The sequence below is a fragment of the Gilliamella sp. B3892 genome (genome assembly GCF_026536305.1).
Classification (GTDB): Bacteria; Pseudomonadota; Gammaproteobacteria; order Enterobacterales; family Orbaceae; genus Gilliamella.
Window position 1 is genome coordinate 133,976 of the sequence record NZ_JAFNOK010000003.1, and the last position, 19,137, is coordinate 153,112.

Genomic DNA, 19,137 nt, shown 5'->3' on the forward strand with positions numbered 1-19,137 from the left:
TTATGAGTATCTAATAAGCTGGCAAGCTTGAAGGTAATAACCCGCAAATATATTAACTAGGGTAACCAAACTTTGCTGTTAGCTTAAATTAATTGAAAATCGTTAATTTTGCACAGCAAGGCATTAAAACCCCCAAGGTAACACAGACAATGAGTGATTACTCACAGCAAGTGGCTTTATTGGAAGCCAAAATAATTGATAATAAAAATTTAAGCCCGGCGACACAGCTTGCGATTAAGGCGTTAATCAAAGAAATTTGCCTGTCACCTAAACCCGGTCTGGTGGATATGAACAATAATGGCGCACATCGGGATATGGATTTTCAAACCTTCATTTTCAGTATTCAAGCCATTACACATTGGTTTGAACAGTTTTACCAATACGGAAAAAACACCGCTAATAGGCCAGTTAACCAATTTTTATCGGGCATTAGACCGATTGGATTACAATGTGAAAAAGCGATGTTGGACGCAACGCATCAAGTCAATACCCACAAAGGAGGCATCTTCGCTTTTGGTTTATTACTCGGTGCTATTGGTCGAATTGAACAGCAAGGCTTGCCACTTAATGCACAAAGTATCTGTGAGCAAGTCGCCACTATCTGTCAAGGTATCGTCAATAACGAACTTAAACAAAACAACCCGACACATTCCGTCGGTGAAAAGCTGTTTAAACGCCACAATTTAGCCGGTGCCCGCGGAGAAGCTGAATCAGGTTATGCCACAGTTCGACAAGTATCACTGCCAATATATCAACAGATGATAAACCGCGGTTACGATGAAGAGACTAGCTTATTACAAGCTTTATTATATTTACTAGCTTTTAACCAAGACACCAATCTTGTCTCTCGTGGCGGGCTTGAAGGATTAAACTATGTTCAACAACACGCTAAAACTTTGATTGATCAAGGTGGAATGGTTGATCATCATGGGCGAGAAAACCTATATAAACTCGATCTTGAGCTAATAAAACGCAATTTAAGCCCTGGCGGTTCGGCCGATTTGATTGCTATTACGTGGTTATTATCTCAATACCCAAATGCTTAAATCATCGTAAATATCCGTTGATAGAATAAGAGCATAATTGGTTGCTTGCAGTTTAGCCGCTTTTGCCATTCCCTATTTTGCTGGTTGTCTTTTAACGTAAAAACAGTACAAAACCGCGCCCAACACTGCGCTTATGGCTAAAATAAAATAAGCTAAAGTCATTGAATATTGCAAGCTGACATAACCAACAATCACCGGAAATAGCGTCATCCCTAAGGCATAAATTGCTTGAAATAAGCCCATTGCCGCCGAGCGAACATCTGCCGGAATATCGCTCATCGCTTCAAAAGTTAACAATGAGAACAAAATACCTGTTGCCATACCGGGAATGATCTGGAGCAGTAAAATTAAATAACTCGATGCCACAATAGGAACTAAAGCGCAATACAGCGCCAAAAGCAGAAAAGCGAGCATAATCCAAACCGATACACTTAATCGATCGATCCACTTACTGGCGCCGAGTTTGGCAAATAAGACCGAAGATAACATATAAATAATGGCAGACAGACCAATCATTGCAGAGTTTGCGCCCAGTTCACTCAATATCTGATTAGTAAAAGACATGGTAGTAGACATTTGTATACCCTGCTGAATAAGCGCCAATAACGAAAAAAAGAGTAACTTAGAATTAAAAAAGACTTTAAATAAATGGTGATATTGAAAATGATGATGTATTTTTTCAGGGTATTTAAGTTGGGTTGCTAATATAAAAGCAATTAAACCGCTTAAACAACTGAGTAAACAGATAAATTTCATGCCGCAAAAATCAAAAAATAGCATACCGGTTAAAAAGGCCAGGAAGATCCCTAAATTGTTTACCATAATAATTAAACTGGTGGCATACCCCCTTTTGGATTTGGGATAGAATCCTAAAAACAGCACCATAAATGAAATCCACATAGCACTGGCAAAGCCAGAAATAATATTACCGATTAAAAATCCCATGCCATTGGGCTGTATTATGCGAATAACTGAGGCAAAACCGGCTAAGAAACATCCCACGATAATAAACGCTTTATGCTTCTCTTTAACATTAGCGATTAAGCCCACCGGAAGACGTAACACTAATTGTGAAATGCCGTAAGCACTGATCACGATACCAATAAATTGCGTCGACAAGCTTATCGCAGCCAGATAAGGCGTTTGATAAGGAATATAGATATATTGGGCATACCAGAAGAAAAACACAATTGTTAAAAGTAAATAGGACTTTTTTTTGGCAGATCTCATTTGTAGACAATTTCATGGCAACTAGTTGTATAAAAATATATCTAAATTAGCTATTTAGCAACTACCAATTCGACCTTGTCTAAATTTTTAAACTATGCTAGCGTGGAGTCAGTTAGTCAAACGATAAAAGTTAATTTTTACTAAAAAACATCAATAATTTCAGACATCATACGATAACTGATATTACTTGTTACCAACATTTAGTCTATTTTGTCTTTTATTAGTGTTTAACCATTCTTTTAGCAATGGAGAAAATAATGGATTATCAAAAAATTGCGCTACAAATATTAAAGCTCGTGGGTGGCGAACAAAACGTCGTTAGTGTGACCCACTGTTTTACGCGTTTACGCTTTGTATTAAATGATAATAACAAGGCAGATCGTGAAAAGTTACTGCAAACCGAAGGGGTGATATCGGTGGTTGAAAGCAGTGGACAATATCAGATTGTGCTAGGCAACAAAGTCACACACATTTATGATGCGCTCACACCGTTAATCGACAAATCAACAAAACATCATCAACCTGCCCCTAAAGTCTCAATTGGGGTAAAGATACTCAATGCATTTGCTGCCATTTTTACGCCAATTATTCCCGCTATTGCGGCATCGGGCATGTTGAAAGGCATTTTGGCCGTTGCTGTAATGATTGGTCAATACTACTATCAAACCGATATTAAAACCTATAGCACCTATACCATTTTACATGCGGCATCGGATGCTGTTTTTTATTTCATGCCGATAATATTAGGCTATACCGCCGCTAAAGTGTTTAAAGCGCACGAATTTATCTCCATGATTATAGGGGCAACACTATGTTACCCTTCAATCGTGAGCTTAATGGCAAGCAAAAATGAGGTGACTTTATTTGCTATCGAACTAACTAAAGCCAGTTATACTTCAAGCGTTATTCCAATTATTTTAGCGGTGTTTATTTTAAGTTATGTGCAAAGATTCTTAGAATATATCATCCCGGAAGTCTTAAAAATAATTATGGTTCCAACATTTTCTTTGTTGATCATGATACCTGCAACATTGCTAATTTTTGGTCCTATTGGAATCTATATCGGCGAATTTATTAACTGGATCTATTACTACATTATGGAAGTGAGCCCTATTTTATTAGGTGCCTTTATTGGCGGTATTTGGTGTATCTTAGTTATTTTTGGTGCGCATCGTGCAATTGTACCAATTGGCATCAATGATGTTGCGCAAACTGGCAGGCAAAACCTATTAGCCTTTGCCGGTGCGGCGAACTTTTCACAGGCTGGCGCAGCCTTAGGGGTATTTTTTAAAACGAAGAATAAAAACCTAAAGACTGTTGCCGCATCCGCTACCATTACCGCCCTGTTTGGCATTACTGAGCCGGCGATTTATGGCGCTAATTTAAGACTGAAAAAACCGATGATCTGCGCCGTCATTTGCGGTGCTATTGCTGGCGGATTTATGGGCTGGGGTGGCTCTTATGGTACCGCTTTTGCCAATCAAGGCGTATTAACTATTCCGGTCTATGCTGAAGCGGGCAGTAAAGCATTTTTATGCTACTTAATCGGCATTGCTTTTGCTTTTTTTGGTTCTTGCCTAATGACAATGATGATTGGTTTTAACGATATTCCAAACGATGAAGATTCAATAAAAACAGCGCCTAATACTAAAAATAACTTAACAACCGATGATGCCATTGCTGCGCCAATCGAAGGGCGGGTTGTGCCATTAAACGAGGTCAAAGATGAAGTGTTTGCCTCCGGCTCAATGGGATTAGGGGTTGCAATATACCCACAAACAGGCGAAGTTATCGCACCGGCTGATTGTACTGTGACGGTGCTTTATCCTACTTTACATGCGATAGGTTTAAAACTCGATAATGGGGTTGAACTTTTAATTCATATCGGTATTGATACGGTTAATCTACAAGGCGAATATTTCACAGCGCATGTTAAAGCGGGTGAGCATATTACTAAAGGCAGTAAAATCGTGTCGTTTGATATTCATCGCATTGAACAGAAAAATTATGATTTAACAACATCGATTATCATCGTCGATTCACAACAATATAAAAGCGTTGAAACTACGCAACAAAGTGAAGTGAGTTATCAAGACAATTTATTATTTATTCAAGTTTAGAGGTTAACATATGAAAACGTTTGCTAAGGATTTTTGGTGGGGAGCATCGTCTTCGGCATTTCAAATTGAAGGTGGCTGGGATGCTGACGGTAAAGGAATGACTGTTGCAGATTATAATTCCTTCCAACGTTCAGCTATACAAGCCGATAGCAAAGTCGCCAGTGATTTTTATCATCATGTAGAAAGTGACATCGCTTTATTTAAACAATTAGGACTCAAAACCTATCGCTTTTCAATCTCATGGGCAAGAATCATTCCGGACGGTGACGGACAAATTAATCAAGCTGGTATCGATTTTTATAATCGAGTGATCAACGAGCTTTTAAAAAATGATATCTTACCTTTTATTACACTTTATCATTTTGACTTGCCTTTTGCTTTAGTCGAAAAATATAACGGTTGGCAAGATCGCCGCTGTGTTGATGCGTTTAGACGTTATGCGCAAATCTGTTATCAAGCGTTTGGCGATCGGGTCAAACATTGGCAGATTAATAATGAACAAAATCTAATGATTCGGGTTAACGAAAGAATGAATATGTATCACATTGCGCCTCAAGATGCTGAAAAAGTCAGAGCGCAAATGGATTATCATATGTTCGTTGCTCATGCTATGGCAACCAATGATTGCCATGATTTGATCCCGGGCAGTAAAGTAGGACCGGCTGTTTCCTCAACGATGACTTATCCGGCCAGTAATAAGCCTAAAGATGTTTGGGCAGCGAAAATGAATGACAATTTCAAAACCAATTATGCCCTTGAAATGTACTGTTTTGGTGATTATCCCGGTTATTATAAAAACTATCTTAACCGCTGTGGTATCTATCCTATCACGCAAGCGGAAGATGCCGAAATTTTAAAACAGGCAAAACCCGATTTTATTGCGGTTAACTATTATCGTACGTTAGTTGCCAGCTATTTACCGGAAGATGAAGCGCATCCATTTGGTACTAAAGAGAATGATATCGATTTTAACCTTTATGGCTATTTTAAAATCGAGAAAAATCCAAATTTAACGGCGTCAACTTATGGCGCACAAATCGATCCTATGGGATTACGTTTAGTGCTTAATGAATATTATCGACAATACCGTTTACCCATGATTATTACAGAAAATGGTTTAGGTACACCCGATGTATTAACCGCTGATAATAAAGTCCACGACGATTATCGGATCGATTATATCAAAGCCCATATTTTAGCCTGCCATGATGCCATTGAAGACGGTGTTGAATTGTTTGGCTATTGCCCATGGTCAGTGATCGACTTATTAAGCTCTCATCAAGGCTTTAAAAAGCGGTATGGCTTTGTTTATGTTGATCGAGATGACCATGATTTAAAAACCCTTAATCGTATCAAAAAAGATAGTTTTTATTGGTATCAAAAAGTGATTAAGGACAATGGCATTATCGACTAGTTATTAACTAAAGAGCGATTTTATTGTCAGATGACGCTTTAAAAGCGTCATCTTTATTAAGCTAAAATCTTTCAGATTAAAACCGGCTATCTTTCCCTAGCCTAACTCAACAAATTGTTATCGAAAAACTTACTTAGGTGAATAATCAGCACCAAAATAGTGTTGGCTAATTTTTGATAATTCGCCATTTTGGATTATCTTTTGTATGGCTTGATTAATATCCTGAGTTAACTGCTGCCCTTGTGCCCCTTTACTGATAAGCAAATAACTGTATGGGGATGCGATACGTTCAGCATCTTCTTTGCTTAGTTCAATCGTTTTAAGATTCAGTTGATGTTCATTGATATATTGCGCCAACATGACTTTATCGATTAATTGAAAATCATACTGCCCGCTTTCAACATGTTGCAATACCGGCAATAACTCGGCTTCACTATAAACAATTTTGACCGGATTATTTGGATTTTGTTCATTATAAGACTCTAAGGCAGTGGCATAATTTAACCCCGGTGAAACTTCGGTTGATTTGCCTTTTAGATCACTAAATCCGTTAATCTGTTGATTGTTTTTTGCTACAGCAATCACATATTGATTTTTGAAAATCGGATCAGAATAGAAATACTTTTCTTTACGTTTTTCATTCATTGCGTAGTTATTGGCACCCACTTGATAACGTTGCGAATCTAACCCAGCCAAAACGGAAGGAAATTCAGTGATTTCAAAACTAATCTCGTATTGCGGTAGCTGAGCAAATACCGCTTTTACCACATCAATATCATAGCCAACTAGCTCGCCTTTATCATCTACCGTGGTAAAGGGGCTAGGTGCACCCGAGGTGCCAATAACAATCTTTTGTTTACCTGTGGCTGCGGTTGTTGAAGTTTGATTGTCACAACCGACTAATGACAATACGCCCAATAGCAATAAACCATACCATTTCTTGTAGCACATAAATAATTCCCTCGCACAACTAGATTAATTTTCTGAAAGTTGTTAAAACAATCTTTCAACTATATAAAGCCCATATTTTTCATTTCTGTTCGATGATCGGCTTGATAACGTGCCATGCCGGTTTTCATTAAATCAAACCCTAAATTACGATAAAATTCGACGGTTTGGGGATGAGTGTAAAGGATGATATTGCAGTGTTTTACTTGCTCTACCAACTTTTCAATAATCAACCGACCATACTTTTGCCCATGCAGATGTTTGGCTAACGCTACGTTATAAATTGCCGCCTGACAAATGCCGTCAGATAATGCCCGTCCAACACCAACAACTTGCCCATTTTCCAGTAAAAAAACTACGGCATAACTTCGCTTAAATACTTGCTCTTGCGTGTTAGCATCAAGCGAACTTAAACCATAAAAAGCAAGCAAATCAGCAACCTCTTGCCAGTTGATTGCTTGACAATGTTGTTGAATCACAATATTCATTGTTACTCCTTTCGCTCCTTAAATTTCATAATCAACTTGTATTGAAGAATAATATCTGGCTAAAAAAGCTTTGGTTCTGAGTTGTTTAGGATTAGAAAACATTTGCTGGGGTGAACTATCTTCAATAATTTGTCCTTTATCTAAAAACAGTACCCGGGTGGCAATATCATGCACAAAGCTCATTTCGTGTGAGACTAAAATCATGGTAATGCCTGATTTGGCCGCCATTTTGATTGTCGCCAGCACTTCACCGACCAATTCGGGATCTAAGGCCGAAGTTGGCTCATCAAGCAATAAAACTTTGGGATCCATGGCTAATGCGCGGGCAATAGCAACCCGTTGTTGTTGTCCGCCTGATAACTGCTTAGGGTAATGATAAATGCGCTCTTTTAATCCAACTTCAACCAATTTTTCATACGCTATCTGTTGAGCTTGAGCTTTCGGTAATTTTTTAACAATAATTAAACCTTCCATTACATTCTCTAAGGCATTTTTTTGCTGAAACAGATTGAATTGTTGAAATACCATAGCCGTTTGCTGACGAAATTTAACTATATCACGCCGTTTTATCTGGCTAACGTCCAACCCGACATTATCAATCTCAATGTAACCTTGCTGCGGTTTTTCTAATAAGTTTAAACAGCGTAATAAAGTTGATTTACCGGCACCGGAAGCACCGATAATAGCGACAATTTCATGAGGTTTAATCTGAAAATTAAGATGATCCAAAATGAGGTTTTGCGCAAATGATAATGTAAGATCTTTTACCTCAATCATAATAATTTCCCTCGACGATAACTCGGAGTATTGGCACTATCGGAAATGGTTAAGCGCTTTTCTAAATACTTAACCATTAACTCAATAATAATAGTCAATCCCCAATAAATTAAGGCTAATGAAATATAGACTTCAAAATATCGATAACTATGCCCGGCAAGCGTTTTGCCCCTACCGGTCATTTCAGTGACAGAGCAAACAAACGCCAATGAAGTCCCTTTGAGTAAACCAATCAACGTGTTACCTAAATTTGGTAAAGCAACAAGAAACGCTTCGGGAATAACAATTCGGCGCAGTAACTGGCTATAGGTCATGCCTAGCGATTGTGCTGCTTCAATTTGTCCTTTATTGACCGATTGTAATGCGGCTCGAATCGTTTCGGAATTATAAGCGGCCTCGTTTAACGAGAAGGCAATAAGTACAAATATCATCGGCGATATGCCATTGACATTGTAATTAGTATCATATAGATAATTAACATACCTTAATAAAACAGGAATACCGTAAAAGCTCAAATAGAGCTGGACTAACAAAGGCGTGCCACGGATGAACGAAACAAAAATCGCCGCCAATTGCGATAATACCGGTATTTTATGCATCTTAATGACAGCAACAACCAGCCCCAATATGACACCGAATAACATCGAAAACACGGTTATAAACAAGGTTACCGGCAAATATGCCAGTAACGTTGGAATTTGGGTGAATATTAATCCAAAATCTAAAATATTTGGCATCATCACTACCCCAGTAAAATTTATCTGTTTGAAGTAAAAATCTTATCTCTGTTATGTGGTGTGTGCCAATTACTGACATCGGGCCCCAAAGGTAAAATATCGTAAGGGTTATGCGCATTGTTACTTAAGAAATAGCCCTGTTTAATTGCGTGAAAATCGGTTGTTTCACCAAAGGCTGGGATCTGATAAAGATCTCTGGCGTAAGCCCATAAATTTGGAAAATCAATGATTCGATTCCGATTGGTTTTAAATGCACTATAGTAGGCCACATCAAATCTGGCCAATGTCACATATAACCGAATATCGGCATCGGTAATTTGATCGCCAAACAGATAGCGTGATTGGCTTAAACGTTGTTCGAGTTTATCAAGCTGATTAAATACGAGGTGATAAGCCTCTTCATAGGCTTTTTGGGAACGGGCAAACCCGGCTTTATAAACGCCATTATTCACTTCATGAAATATAACATTATTTAATGCATCAATATCAGCTCGCAATTTTTCCGGATAGAGATCCGGGGCGCCAGCTTTATGAAAGGGTTTAAATTGGGTTTCCCAATAGTAGGTTAGATTAAAATAATCGTTGTTAACCACTTTGCCTGTTTTGACATCGACAACCGTTGGCACGGTCGCTCGTCCATTATATTCTGGATCGGTTTTGGCATATATTTCGGGTAGAAATCGGATACCGAGCACCGGATCAACACCATTTTTATCTAACGAAAACTCCCAACCATTTTCCGTTCTTACCGGGTTGACTTTACCGACACTGATAACATCTTCCAGCCCCAACAATTTGATAGCTATCATCTGACGATGTGCCCAAGGACAAATTGCAGCCCAAATTAAACGATAACGCCCAGCTTCCACCGGTAGCATGCCAGGCTCATTACCAAAAGGAGTATTAAAGCGGTTAGTTTGACGAACAAAAGCGCCATCTTTACTGATTTCGTTATTTTCAGTTGTTACTACTTTTCCTATTGCTATAGACATATTTTTACCCCTTCTATTTGCTACTACAAATTTGATTTATCCCACATCGGATAAGTTCAATCTAGCATCAAATATTTAGTGGATAAAATAACAAATAAGCATATTTATATAATTATCAATTATATCTATAGTAGGATTTACAACTATAAAAACAGCGTTAAATCGAAATGATTATTTCCCCAGACGTTTATACAACCTTTCCGGGCGACCAATTTTTCCATGGTTAAGTTCTACAGTTAACAACTTAGTTTGTACACAATATTCTAAATATCGTCTGGCCGTTGTTTTACTTATTTGAGCATTTGCAACAATATCATCAACCGTTAATGCTTTATCAGTTTTTAAAAACAGATCTTTTACTTTTTGTAAGGTAATCTCTTCAATACCTTTTGAATGACGATTAACATCGACAAAATCTTTAGTTTGCAAATTAAATAACTCGTCAATTCGTCTTTGATTAACATGTTTTTGTAGACTTTGGCGATATAAAAAAAGCTCAAACCGCTCTAATGAATGTTTTAACCGTTGGTATGATACCGGTTTAATTAAATAATCAAATGCGCCAAAGCGAATCGCTTTACTACACGTATCCATATCACTTGCCGCTGTAATAAAAATGACATAACTATCAAGATTGTTATTGATAATATATTCAAACAGATCAATACCTTTGCCGTCCGGCAAATAATTATCGAGCAAAATTAAGGTCGGTTTTAACTTTTCGACCATAATTTTTGCCTCTTGCAAATTAGAAGCAATCCCAATGACTTGAACTTTTGTATCTCTCTGAATAAATTCGGCATTTAATTCTGCTAAAATAGGCTCATCTTCTACAATAAGAACTTTAATGGTATTTTCTTTTATCTCATGCATAATCTCTCCTCTTTACTACTTGGGTATAAAAACTGAAAAAATGGTGCCATAAGGTTGATTATCCTCAAAGGTGATGTAACCATTTGCTTTTTTGACATACGTTGAAACAAGGTGTAATCCGATACCATGTTCGCTCGCATCTTGTGAAGTCACACCGGGTTCGAATATCGAATCTCGCATGTTTTCATCAACGCCACAGCCTTGATCGCTCACCTCTATAACAACCTCATCGGTTGCATCACTCAAATATAGATGAATTGTTTTATTTCCATTCGGGTTTTTTAGCGCTGCATTAAAGGCATTATCAAGTAAGTTACCTAATATCGACATAAATTCCGTTTCGGTTATCATATCTGGTAACGTTTTTAATTGACAGGCAGGGTCGAACACCAGTTTTAAGCCAATTTCATGCGCTTTAGAATATTTACCAATTAATAAACCGCACACCGCCGGTACTTGAAAATGCTTAGTTATAAAATCTAAGTTATATTGGTTATCCGCTGAGTGTAATGCTATGAATGATTGCGCTTCTTCATAACGTTCCATATAAATCAATCCTGACAACGTCGCCATCCAGTTTAAGTGCTCATGTCGGATAGCTCTTAAATTATCAACGTATTGAGTAACTTGCGTTAATTGCATACTCAAAACATTAATATCATTAAAATTACGAAAAGTAATCACCCAACCTTGAATATTATCATCAACAATTATGCGAATTCGGTTAGCAATAACATTAATATTATTAAAGTAGCATATTTGATCATGTATATCTTTGAGTTGATTATCTTTTCCATAAATAAAATCACTGGATTTGATAAAATCACATAAATCATGATTTAGTAGCTGTTCATCACTAATATTAATACCAAGCATTATTCGAGCTGACTGATTAATATTGATAATTTTATAATTAAGGTCAATGGCTATAATACCTTCAAAGATTGATTCCATAATCGATTTTTGGCTTTTGACCAGTAATGCAATCTCTTTTGGCTCTAAATTAAACATCTGTTTTTTGATCGCCCGGGCAAAACAGAGCGAAAAAATAAATAACGCAATAAACAACAATGAGCAAAAAATAATAAACGGAATAAATTGCTTTTTATGTAAAGCATAGATATCATCAATCATATAGCCCACTGAAACAATACCGATAACTTTGCCTTTATTAATAATCGGGGCTTTACCTCGCAATGCGAGACCTAAAGAACCACGGCTGATTGTGGTACTACTATTACCATTTAATACTTCTTCATTATCATTACCAACCATGGGTGAATAGATGTCGTTATTGGCAGTATGAAACAGACGATAAGCCTTAGCATCGCCAATAACAATATAACTTGCATCACTTTGTTGGAAAATATCAGATACTAATTCAGATATTTTGTTGGTATCTTTTTGTTCAACATATTGGATCAAACTCGGAATGACAGCTAGCTCTCGAGCTTGAATTTGCGCTTTATCTCCTAAACTTCGATATAAAGACGCTTCGGTTACATTCCAAATATAACTTTGTAAAAGCGCCAACACAATTAACGAAAATAGTAAAAGAGATAAAAACAATTTGTTGGTAAAAGAAAATTGTATTTTATTTCGCATTTTTATACTTAACATTTCTTAACATAACGTTTAGGAGTGTAACACAGCATTAAAAAACATAGAGCCTTTAAAACCATAAAAACCACACTTAATTTATGATTTATATCACAAAATTGAAAATAAATATTTGTCACTATATGCGCCATTCAAACAAAGCTAAAAAATCATTTTGGAGATAAAAAAAATATGGTGGATTTCAATTCAATTGGAAAGACGCAGAATAATACAGCCGAAACTAAGAAAATTACCGAAGAACAGCCGAAAGGCTTTTGGCCTTATGGCTGGTGGAAACTTATGGATGACTACAAAATTGGTGTTATCCCGCTTCCGTTGTTTATTATAGCAGGTATTCTAATATTTACAGAAGTATTAGTTACCGGTAAGTTACCAAGCGAAATTGTCGTTATGGTGGTAACTTGTGCTTTCTTCGGTTTCTTATGTGGCGAAATTGGTAAACGTTTACCAATCGTTGGTAAAATGGGCGCAGCCGCAATTTGTGCAACGTTCATTCCATCGGCATTAGTTTACTATGGTATTTTGCCACAACCTGTTGTTGCCGCTACAACTAAGTTCTATAAAGATACCCATATTCTATACCTATACATTTGTTGTATCATCGTTGGTAGTATTATGAATATGGACAAAAAGACCTTAATTCAAGGTTTCTTGAAAATTTTCGTACCAATGGTATGCGGTGAAATTGTCGGTATGTTAGTTGGTGTTGGCGTTGGCTATTTACTTGGTTTAACTCCTTTTGAAACATTCTTCTTCCTTGTATTACCTATTATGGCCGGTGGTGTTGGTGAAGGGGCGATTCCGCTTTCAATTGGTTATGCCGCTATTTTACATATGGATCAAGGCGATGCGCTAGGTCGTGTATTACCTATTGTTATGTTAGGTGGTTTAACCGGTATTATTTGTGGTGGTATCCTTAACCGCATTGGTAAAGCTTACCCGCACTTAACTGGTAATGGTCGCTTATTACCGGCATCTGAAGAAGATGCGTTAGAAACCAAAAAAGCAGCTAAAGCAGATGGCGTTATTGATGTAACAACTTTCGCTTCAGGTGTTTTACTAGCAGCGCTTCTTTACATGATTGGTATGATTGGACACAAATTAACCGGAATTCCTGCACCAGTAGGGATGCTATTTGCCGCAGTTTTTGTTAAACTAGTGTCAGGTGTTTCACCAAAAGTATTAAGTGGTTCGCAAGTAGTTTATAAGTTCTTCCAAACATCTGTAACCTATCCTATTTTATTTGCTGTAGGTGTTGCTATCACACCTTGGGAAAAAATCGTTGCAGCATTCACTATTACAAACTTGGTTGTCATTGTTTGTACAGTTGTTAGTCTCGTTACTACTGGCTTTTTTGTCGCTAAGAAATTAGGTATGTATCCTGTTGATGCAGCTGTTATTTCATGCTGTCAAAGTGGTCAAGGTGGAACAGGTGACGTTGCAATCTTAACCGCAGCAGAACGTATGGAATTAATGCCATTTGCTCAAATTGCTACTCGTATCGGTGGTGCAATTAACGTGTCAGTGTCATTACTTATTCTCGGCAATTTCTTAGTATAAATTTATATTTCAAACAACAACCTTAGTTCTACTAAGGTTGTTCGCTTTTATGATGTTTTAACAATTAACTTAAATAGCTTTTAAGGAGTATTCATGAAGCTTGTCAGTTATCTGGTCTCTGGCAAATCAAGTTTTGGTATTCTCACTGAGAACGGCATTATTGATTTAAAAAACAAATTAGGTGACAAATATGTCGACTTAAAATCATTGCTTGCCGATGAAGCGGGTTTAGCAAATGCCAAAACTTACCTTAATGCCCCAAGTGACATAGATGAACAAGATATTACCTATTTACCTGTAATTCCTAATCCAAATAAAATTTTATGTGTAGGCATGAATTATGCGGAAAAGCGAGCAGAATTTAATGAAACCAGCTCAGCACCTACACTGTTTGTCCGTTTCCCTGATTCACAAACTGGACATAAAACAAATATTATCAAACCCGCTATTACTAACGAACTTGATTACGAAGGCGAATTGGCCATTGTAATTGGTAAAGCAGGATTCCGCATCAAACAAGAAGATGCACTATCTCATGTTGCTGGCTACAGCTGTTACATGGACGGTTCAGTACGTGACTGGCAATATACTTGGTTTACCGCAGGTAAAAACTGGCCAAGCACCGGCGCATTTGGTCCATGTTTAACTACAACCGATGAAATACCGGATCCGAAAGCATTATCGTTAACCACGTATTTAAATGGTCAAGAAATGCAACACGATTCAATTAGCAATTTAATTCACACCGTACCGGAATTAATTTCTTATATCAGTACTTTTACTAAATTATCACCGGGTGATGTCATTTTGACCGGTTCTCCTGGCGGGGTGGGTAAAAAACGTAATCCACCAGTATTTATGAAAGATGGTGATGTTATCGAAGTTGAGATCACCCATATTGGGCGTCTGACTAACTTTGTTGTTGCAGAATAAAGGTAAATGTATGTACGATTTAGTTGATTATAGTGTTGTTAATATCGCTGATTCAGCGCAGGATTATCAAGCTATTAAACAGTTACTTTCTCGTTCTGATCTGGATATTGATTCGCAAGTTACTTTATTTATGGTAGCGAGAATCGATAACAACATCATCGCTTGTGCCGGAATTGATCGTAATATTATTAAATGTGTTGCAATTGATTCTGATTATCGAGGTAATCAACTTAATCTTACTTTAATGGATCACACCATTAAATATGCCAACGAGCAGGGTTATTTTCATCTGTTTTTATACACCAAACCTGAAAATAAAGATTTCTTTAGAGGATGTGGTTTTTATCCCATTGTTGAGATATCAGATCTGGTTGTGTTAATGGAAAATACCCCTGTTGGTATTAAACAGTATTGTAAAAAATTACATGAGCAGTCGGTTTCTGGCTCTAAAATTGGTAGTATTGTGATGAATGCCAACCCTTTTACCAAAGGGCATCAATATTTAATCGAATATGCAGCAAGCCAATGTGATTGGTTACATGTTTTTGTGGTCAATGAAGATGCATCGATCTTTTCATTCGAAACCCGTTTACAGCTTGTAAAAGACGGTTCTGCCCACATCAAAAATGTGACGGTACATGCAAGTTCATCCTATATTATTTCAAGAGCAACGTTCCCAACCTATTTTTTAAAAGATAAAACTAAAATCGATTATGCCTATATGGGCATCGATTTATTAATTTTCCGAAACTATATAGCACCCGCTTTGAATATTACTCATCGTTATGTGGGCACTGAGCCTTATAGCGAAGTGACTAAAGCTTATAATCAAGCGATGTGCCATTGGCTTGAAGATGCAACAGTTAGCAACTCTCCAACGGTAACCGTGGTTGAAGTTGAACGCAAGATTGAAGGCGAAGACATCATTTCAGCATCATTAGTTCGAAAATTACTATCGTTGAAAAATTATGATGAGGTGAAAAAGTTAGTACCCGCAACTACATGGAATTATCTTTCTACCCATTTGGATAATTTGAAAATTTAATTCGTTTCTAAAGGTAACAAAATGAAAATACAAAAAGAAGCCATGGCAGGAACTCTCGAATCGAGCGATTTGTTAGTAAAAGTCATGCCTAACACTGGAATCGAGGTTGTTATTAACAGTGATGTTAACAAACAATTTGGCGATCAAATTCGTGCTGTTGTCGATCAAACCTTAAGCGCATTAGGCGTAACAGATGGTTTAATTATTATCGATGACAAAGGTGCCCTCGATTGTGCGATCAAAGCTAGAGTGCAATGTGCAGTATTACGCGGTGCAGAAGAAGAGAACTTAGATTGGAGTAAATTACTATGAAAAAATTACGTCGAAGTATGTTGTTTCTTCCGGGCGCAAACGCTGCGATGTTATCGACATCTTTTGTTTATAAACCCGATTCAATCATGTTTGATCTTGAAGATGCCGTTTCAATTAAAGAAAAAGATTCAGCACGTTTATTAGTAGCACAAACTTTACGCCTACCAGTCTATAAAGAGCACGGTATTGAAACTGTTGTTCGTATTAATGCACTTAATACTCCATTTGGTTTAAAAGATTTAGAAGCTGTAGTTAGAGCTGGTGTTGACGTTGTTCGTTTACCAATGACCAACTCAGCTGAAGATATTCACGAATTAGAAGCGCACGTTGAAAGAATTGAAAAAGAGTGCGGACGTGAAGTCGGTAGCACCAAACTTATGGCAGCAATCGAATCAGCTGTTGCGGTTGTTAACGCTGTTTCAATTGCAAAATCATCACCTCGTCTAATTGGTATTGCGCTTGCGGCATTTGACTATTTAGTTGATATGCAAACTGAACGTGGTGACGGTACTGAGCTATTTTATGCTCGCTGTGCAGTATTACATGCAGCACGGGTTGCCGGTATTGATGCCTTTGATGTTGTCTACTCTAATGTTAATGATGATGAAGGCTTCTTAAAAGAAGTAAGTTTAATCAAAAAATTGGGTTATAACGGTAAATCATTAATTAATCCTAGACAAATTGACCTGCTACATAATGCTTATGCGCCAACCGCAGCGGAAGTTGAAAACGCCCATAAAGTGGTTGAAGCAGCAGAAGAAGGCGAAAGAAAAGGGCTAGGTGTTGTTTCTTTAAATGGCAAAATGATTGATGCACCGATTATTGATCGTGCAAGAAAAATCATCGAGCTAGCCAAATATTCCGGTGTACGTAAAGAAATTTGATAGGATTGAAAAATGACAACTTCTATAGACAAAAAAATTGACGATTTGCTAAAACAGCATCCCGATCTTAAAAATATCACACCATTTGTTGATGCAACTGCAACCACACCTTACTTAAAAGATGAGTCTAAATATACACGTAAATTGTGTGATTCTATCGAACAAGCAATTCATAAATGTGAATTACGTGATGGTATGACAATTTCATTCCACCATGCGTTTCGTGAAGGCGATAAAGTTATCAATAAAGTGGTTGAAACGATCAGCAAATTAGGTATCAAAAACTTAACACTTGCTTCAAGCTCACTATTAAGCTGTAACTCTGCATTGATTCCACATATTGAATCGGGCGTTATTACTAAAATCTACACCTCCGGTTTACGTGGCAAGTTAGCTGATGCTATTTCACATGGTTTAATGGAAAACCCGGTACATATTCACTCCCATGGTGGCCGTGTTAAACTGATTCAAAGTGGCGAAATTAATATTGATATCGCATTTTTAGCGGTTTCAACTGCCGATGAACAAGGTAACGCAAATGGCGTATCGGGTAAATCTCAATGTGGTGCGCTAGGTTATGCTATGGTTGATGCACAATTTGCCAAAAAAGTGGTATTACTGACTGAAGATATCGTCGCTTACCCGAATAATCCAGCAAGTATTCGCCAAGATCAAGTTGACTATATTGTTAAAGTTGATGAAGTGGGCGATCCAACTAAAATCAGTGTCGGTGCTGCTCGTATTACCAGTAACCCACGTGAATTAATGATTGCCCGTTATGCCGCCGATGTAATTGAACATTCAGGTTATTTTGAAGACGGATTCTCAATCCAAACCGGTTCCGGCGCATCATCAACGGCAGCTACTCGATTTTTAGAAAATCGTATGCGTGCTAAAAATATCACCGCATCATTTGCTTTAGGTGGTATCACAGCAAGCATCGTTGATCTACATGAAAAAGGTTTAGTTAAACGTTTACTAGATACCCAAAGCTTTGACGGCGCAGCCGGACAATCTTTAGGTAAAAATAAAGACCACATCGAAGTATCAACCAACGTTTACGCCAACCCTGCATCGAAAGGGGCTAGCGTTGATGAATTAGATATTGTGATCTTAAGTGCGTTAGAAATTGACCTTAACTTTAACGTTAATGTATTAACCGGCTCTGACGGTGTTATGCGTGGTGCCTCTGGTGGTCACTGTGATACAGCAGTTGGTGCAAATTTAACAATTATCGTTGCGCCATTAATTCGTAGCCGTATCCCGACAGTAATTAAAAATGTGACAACCGTTGTTACACCAGGTGAAAGCGTTGATGTTCTTGTTACCGACCATGGTATCGCTGTTAACCCAGCTCGCCCGGAAATTGCTGAGCGCTTAAAAGCAGCTAATTTACCGGTCATGACGATTGAAGAGCTTTATCAACGTGCGGTATCGTTAACCGGTGAACCAAAACCAATCGAATTTAACGATAAAATCGTTGGTATTGTTCATTATCGTGACGGTTCAATCATTGATGTTGTTCGTCAAGTTAAAGACTAATTAACAATTAGTAGCATGGCAGATAATATGCCATGCTCTTATTTTTGATAGATACTATGATAATTAAATTTGATGACGGTATCCCTGTTACCCTTGAGCAAATGTTATTTGCTAAAGAGCAGCGGGTAAAACACCAACAAGCGGCTTTAGAGCAGTTTAATCATCCGCTTATTTGCTTAAGTTTGGTCATCCCCGGCCCCATTAAAAAAAGTAGTGGTACAAATTTATTATTTCAAGAAGCAATAAAGGCAATTAAATCCTCATTAGCCAGCAAAAGTATCGTTATCAGTAATGAGCAATATTTTCATGCTAATACCGGTAGCGAAGCAATAATTAGTGCAAAATATCAAGCAGATGAACTAAAACAACTCTGTATTGATATTGAAAATCATCACCCATTAGGTCGATTATGGGATATTGATGTGATTGACCCAATTACCCAACACAGTATTTCCAGAACAGTATTTGATGAACAATCAAGACAGTGTCTGATTTGTCAAGATAATGCTAAAAATTGCAGTCGCTCGAAAAAACATAGTCTCGATGAAATTTTTGCTGTTATCGAAAACAAATTAAAAGATTACCTAAAAAGCCAATAACAAAATTATCATTCTTA

Annotated in this window: 18 protein-coding genes; 10 read left to right on the forward strand and 8 right to left on the reverse strand. The window is 37.4% G+C overall.

Going from position 1 to position 19,137, the window contains the following annotated elements; genetic code table 11:
- Window positions 1-149 precede the first annotated feature (149 nt).
- Window positions 150-1,046, forward strand: a complete 897-nt coding sequence (citG, locus tag J3U74_RS04880) for a triphosphoribosyl-dephospho-CoA synthase CitG (RefSeq protein WP_267328633.1) — start codon at window positions 150-152, stop codon at window positions 1,044-1,046.
- A 72-nt stretch (window positions 1,047-1,118) separates the two neighbouring features.
- Here the strand turns inward: citG and J3U74_RS04885 are convergent, their stop codons facing one another.
- Window positions 1,119-2,276: an MFS transporter gene (locus J3U74_RS04885; RefSeq protein WP_220218987.1), complete on the reverse strand. Its 1,158-nt coding sequence runs from the start codon at window positions 2,274-2,276 to the stop codon at window positions 1,119-1,121.
- Between the two features lie 257 nt (window positions 2,277-2,533).
- On the opposite strand from J3U74_RS04885, the gene J3U74_RS04890 reads away from it, so the two are divergent.
- Together J3U74_RS04890 and J3U74_RS04895 are read left to right on the forward strand one after the other, a co-directional pair.
- A complete protein-coding gene (locus J3U74_RS04890) occupies window positions 2,534-4,396 on the forward strand; it encodes a beta-glucoside-specific PTS transporter subunit IIABC (RefSeq protein WP_267328634.1) in 1,863 nt (620 codons plus the stop codon).
- 10 nt (window positions 4,397-4,406) lie between these two features.
- A complete protein-coding gene (locus tag J3U74_RS04895; protein WP_220218985.1) occupies window positions 4,407-5,810 on the forward strand; it encodes a glycoside hydrolase family 1 protein in 1,404 nt (467 codons plus the stop codon).
- A gap of 129 nt (window positions 5,811-5,939) precedes the next feature.
- Here J3U74_RS04895 and J3U74_RS04900 read toward each other — a convergent pair whose 3' ends face one another.
- The 7 genes from J3U74_RS04900 to J3U74_RS04930 all read right to left on the reverse strand — a co-directional run bounded on the left by J3U74_RS04900 (window position 5,940) and on the right by J3U74_RS04930 (window position 12,230).
- Window positions 5,940-6,761, reverse strand: coding sequence for a transporter substrate-binding domain-containing protein (locus J3U74_RS04900; protein WP_267328635.1), 822 nt, complete (start codon window positions 6,759-6,761; stop codon window positions 5,940-5,942).
- 59 nt (window positions 6,762-6,820) lie between these two features.
- Window positions 6,821-7,246: a GNAT family N-acetyltransferase gene (locus J3U74_RS04905; protein WP_267328636.1), complete on the reverse strand. Its 426-nt coding sequence runs from the start codon at window positions 7,244-7,246 to the stop codon at window positions 6,821-6,823.
- A gap of 18 nt (window positions 7,247-7,264) precedes the next feature.
- Window positions 7,265-8,023 carry an amino acid ABC transporter ATP-binding protein gene (locus J3U74_RS04910; RefSeq protein ID WP_220218982.1) on the reverse strand — a complete coding sequence of 253 codons (759 nt, stop codon included), beginning with the start codon at window positions 8,021-8,023 and terminating at the stop codon, window positions 7,265-7,267.
- Complete coding sequence (locus tag J3U74_RS04915; protein ID WP_267328637.1) at window positions 8,020-8,760, reverse strand: amino acid ABC transporter permease; 741 nt, start codon at window positions 8,758-8,760, stop codon at window positions 8,020-8,022. Before J3U74_RS04915 ends, J3U74_RS04910 begins: the two co-directional genes overlap by 4 nt.
- 20 nt (window positions 8,761-8,780) lie before the next feature.
- Complete coding sequence (locus tag J3U74_RS04920; protein WP_220218980.1) at window positions 8,781-9,752, reverse strand: glutathione S-transferase family protein; 972 nt, start codon at window positions 9,750-9,752, stop codon at window positions 8,781-8,783.
- Between the two features lie 171 nt (window positions 9,753-9,923).
- Window positions 9,924-10,616, reverse strand: coding sequence for a response regulator (locus J3U74_RS04925; RefSeq protein WP_370634049.1), 693 nt, complete (start codon window positions 10,614-10,616; stop codon window positions 9,924-9,926).
- 24 nt (window positions 10,617-10,640) lie between these two features.
- Window positions 10,641-12,230 (reverse strand): ATP-binding protein, encoded by a 1,590-nt coding sequence (locus J3U74_RS04930; protein WP_267328638.1) that lies wholly within the window; start codon window positions 12,228-12,230, stop codon window positions 10,641-10,643.
- A 186-nt stretch (window positions 12,231-12,416) separates the two neighbouring features.
- Between J3U74_RS04930 and J3U74_RS04935 the strand changes: the two genes are divergently transcribed.
- The 7 genes from J3U74_RS04935 to citX all read left to right on the forward strand — a co-directional run bounded on the left by J3U74_RS04935 (window position 12,417) and on the right by citX (window position 19,120).
- Window positions 12,417-13,805, forward strand: a complete 1,389-nt coding sequence (locus tag J3U74_RS04935; RefSeq protein WP_267328639.1) for a 2-hydroxycarboxylate transporter family protein — start codon at window positions 12,417-12,419, stop codon at window positions 13,803-13,805.
- Between the two features lie 93 nt (window positions 13,806-13,898).
- Window positions 13,899-14,738: a fumarylacetoacetate hydrolase family protein gene (locus J3U74_RS04940; protein WP_220218976.1), complete on the forward strand. Its 840-nt coding sequence runs from the start codon at window positions 13,899-13,901 to the stop codon at window positions 14,736-14,738.
- A gap of 10 nt (window positions 14,739-14,748) precedes the next feature.
- Entirely contained in the window at window positions 14,749-15,783 is a 1,035-nt protein-coding gene (citC, locus tag J3U74_RS04945) for a [citrate (pro-3S)-lyase] ligase (RefSeq protein ID WP_220218975.1), read from the forward strand.
- A 21-nt stretch (window positions 15,784-15,804) separates the two neighbouring features.
- Window positions 15,805-16,095 carry a citrate lyase acyl carrier protein gene (citD, locus tag J3U74_RS04950; RefSeq protein ID WP_220218974.1) on the forward strand — a complete coding sequence of 97 codons (291 nt, stop codon included), beginning with the start codon at window positions 15,805-15,807 and terminating at the stop codon, window positions 16,093-16,095.
- Entirely contained in the window at window positions 16,092-16,979 is an 888-nt protein-coding gene (citE, locus tag J3U74_RS04955) for a citrate (pro-3S)-lyase subunit beta (protein ID WP_220218973.1), read from the forward strand. Before citD ends, citE begins: the two co-directional genes overlap by 4 nt.
- A gap of 12 nt (window positions 16,980-16,991) precedes the next feature.
- On the forward strand, window positions 16,992-18,521 hold the full coding sequence (gene citF, locus J3U74_RS04960; protein WP_220218972.1) for a citrate lyase subunit alpha: 1,530 nt from the start codon (window positions 16,992-16,994) through the stop codon (window positions 18,519-18,521).
- Between the two features lie 56 nt (window positions 18,522-18,577).
- Window positions 18,578-19,120, forward strand: coding sequence for a citrate lyase holo-[acyl-carrier protein] synthase (gene citX, locus J3U74_RS04965; protein WP_267328640.1), 543 nt, complete (start codon window positions 18,578-18,580; stop codon window positions 19,118-19,120).
- The last annotated feature ends 17 nt before the right edge of the window (window positions 19,121-19,137 follow it).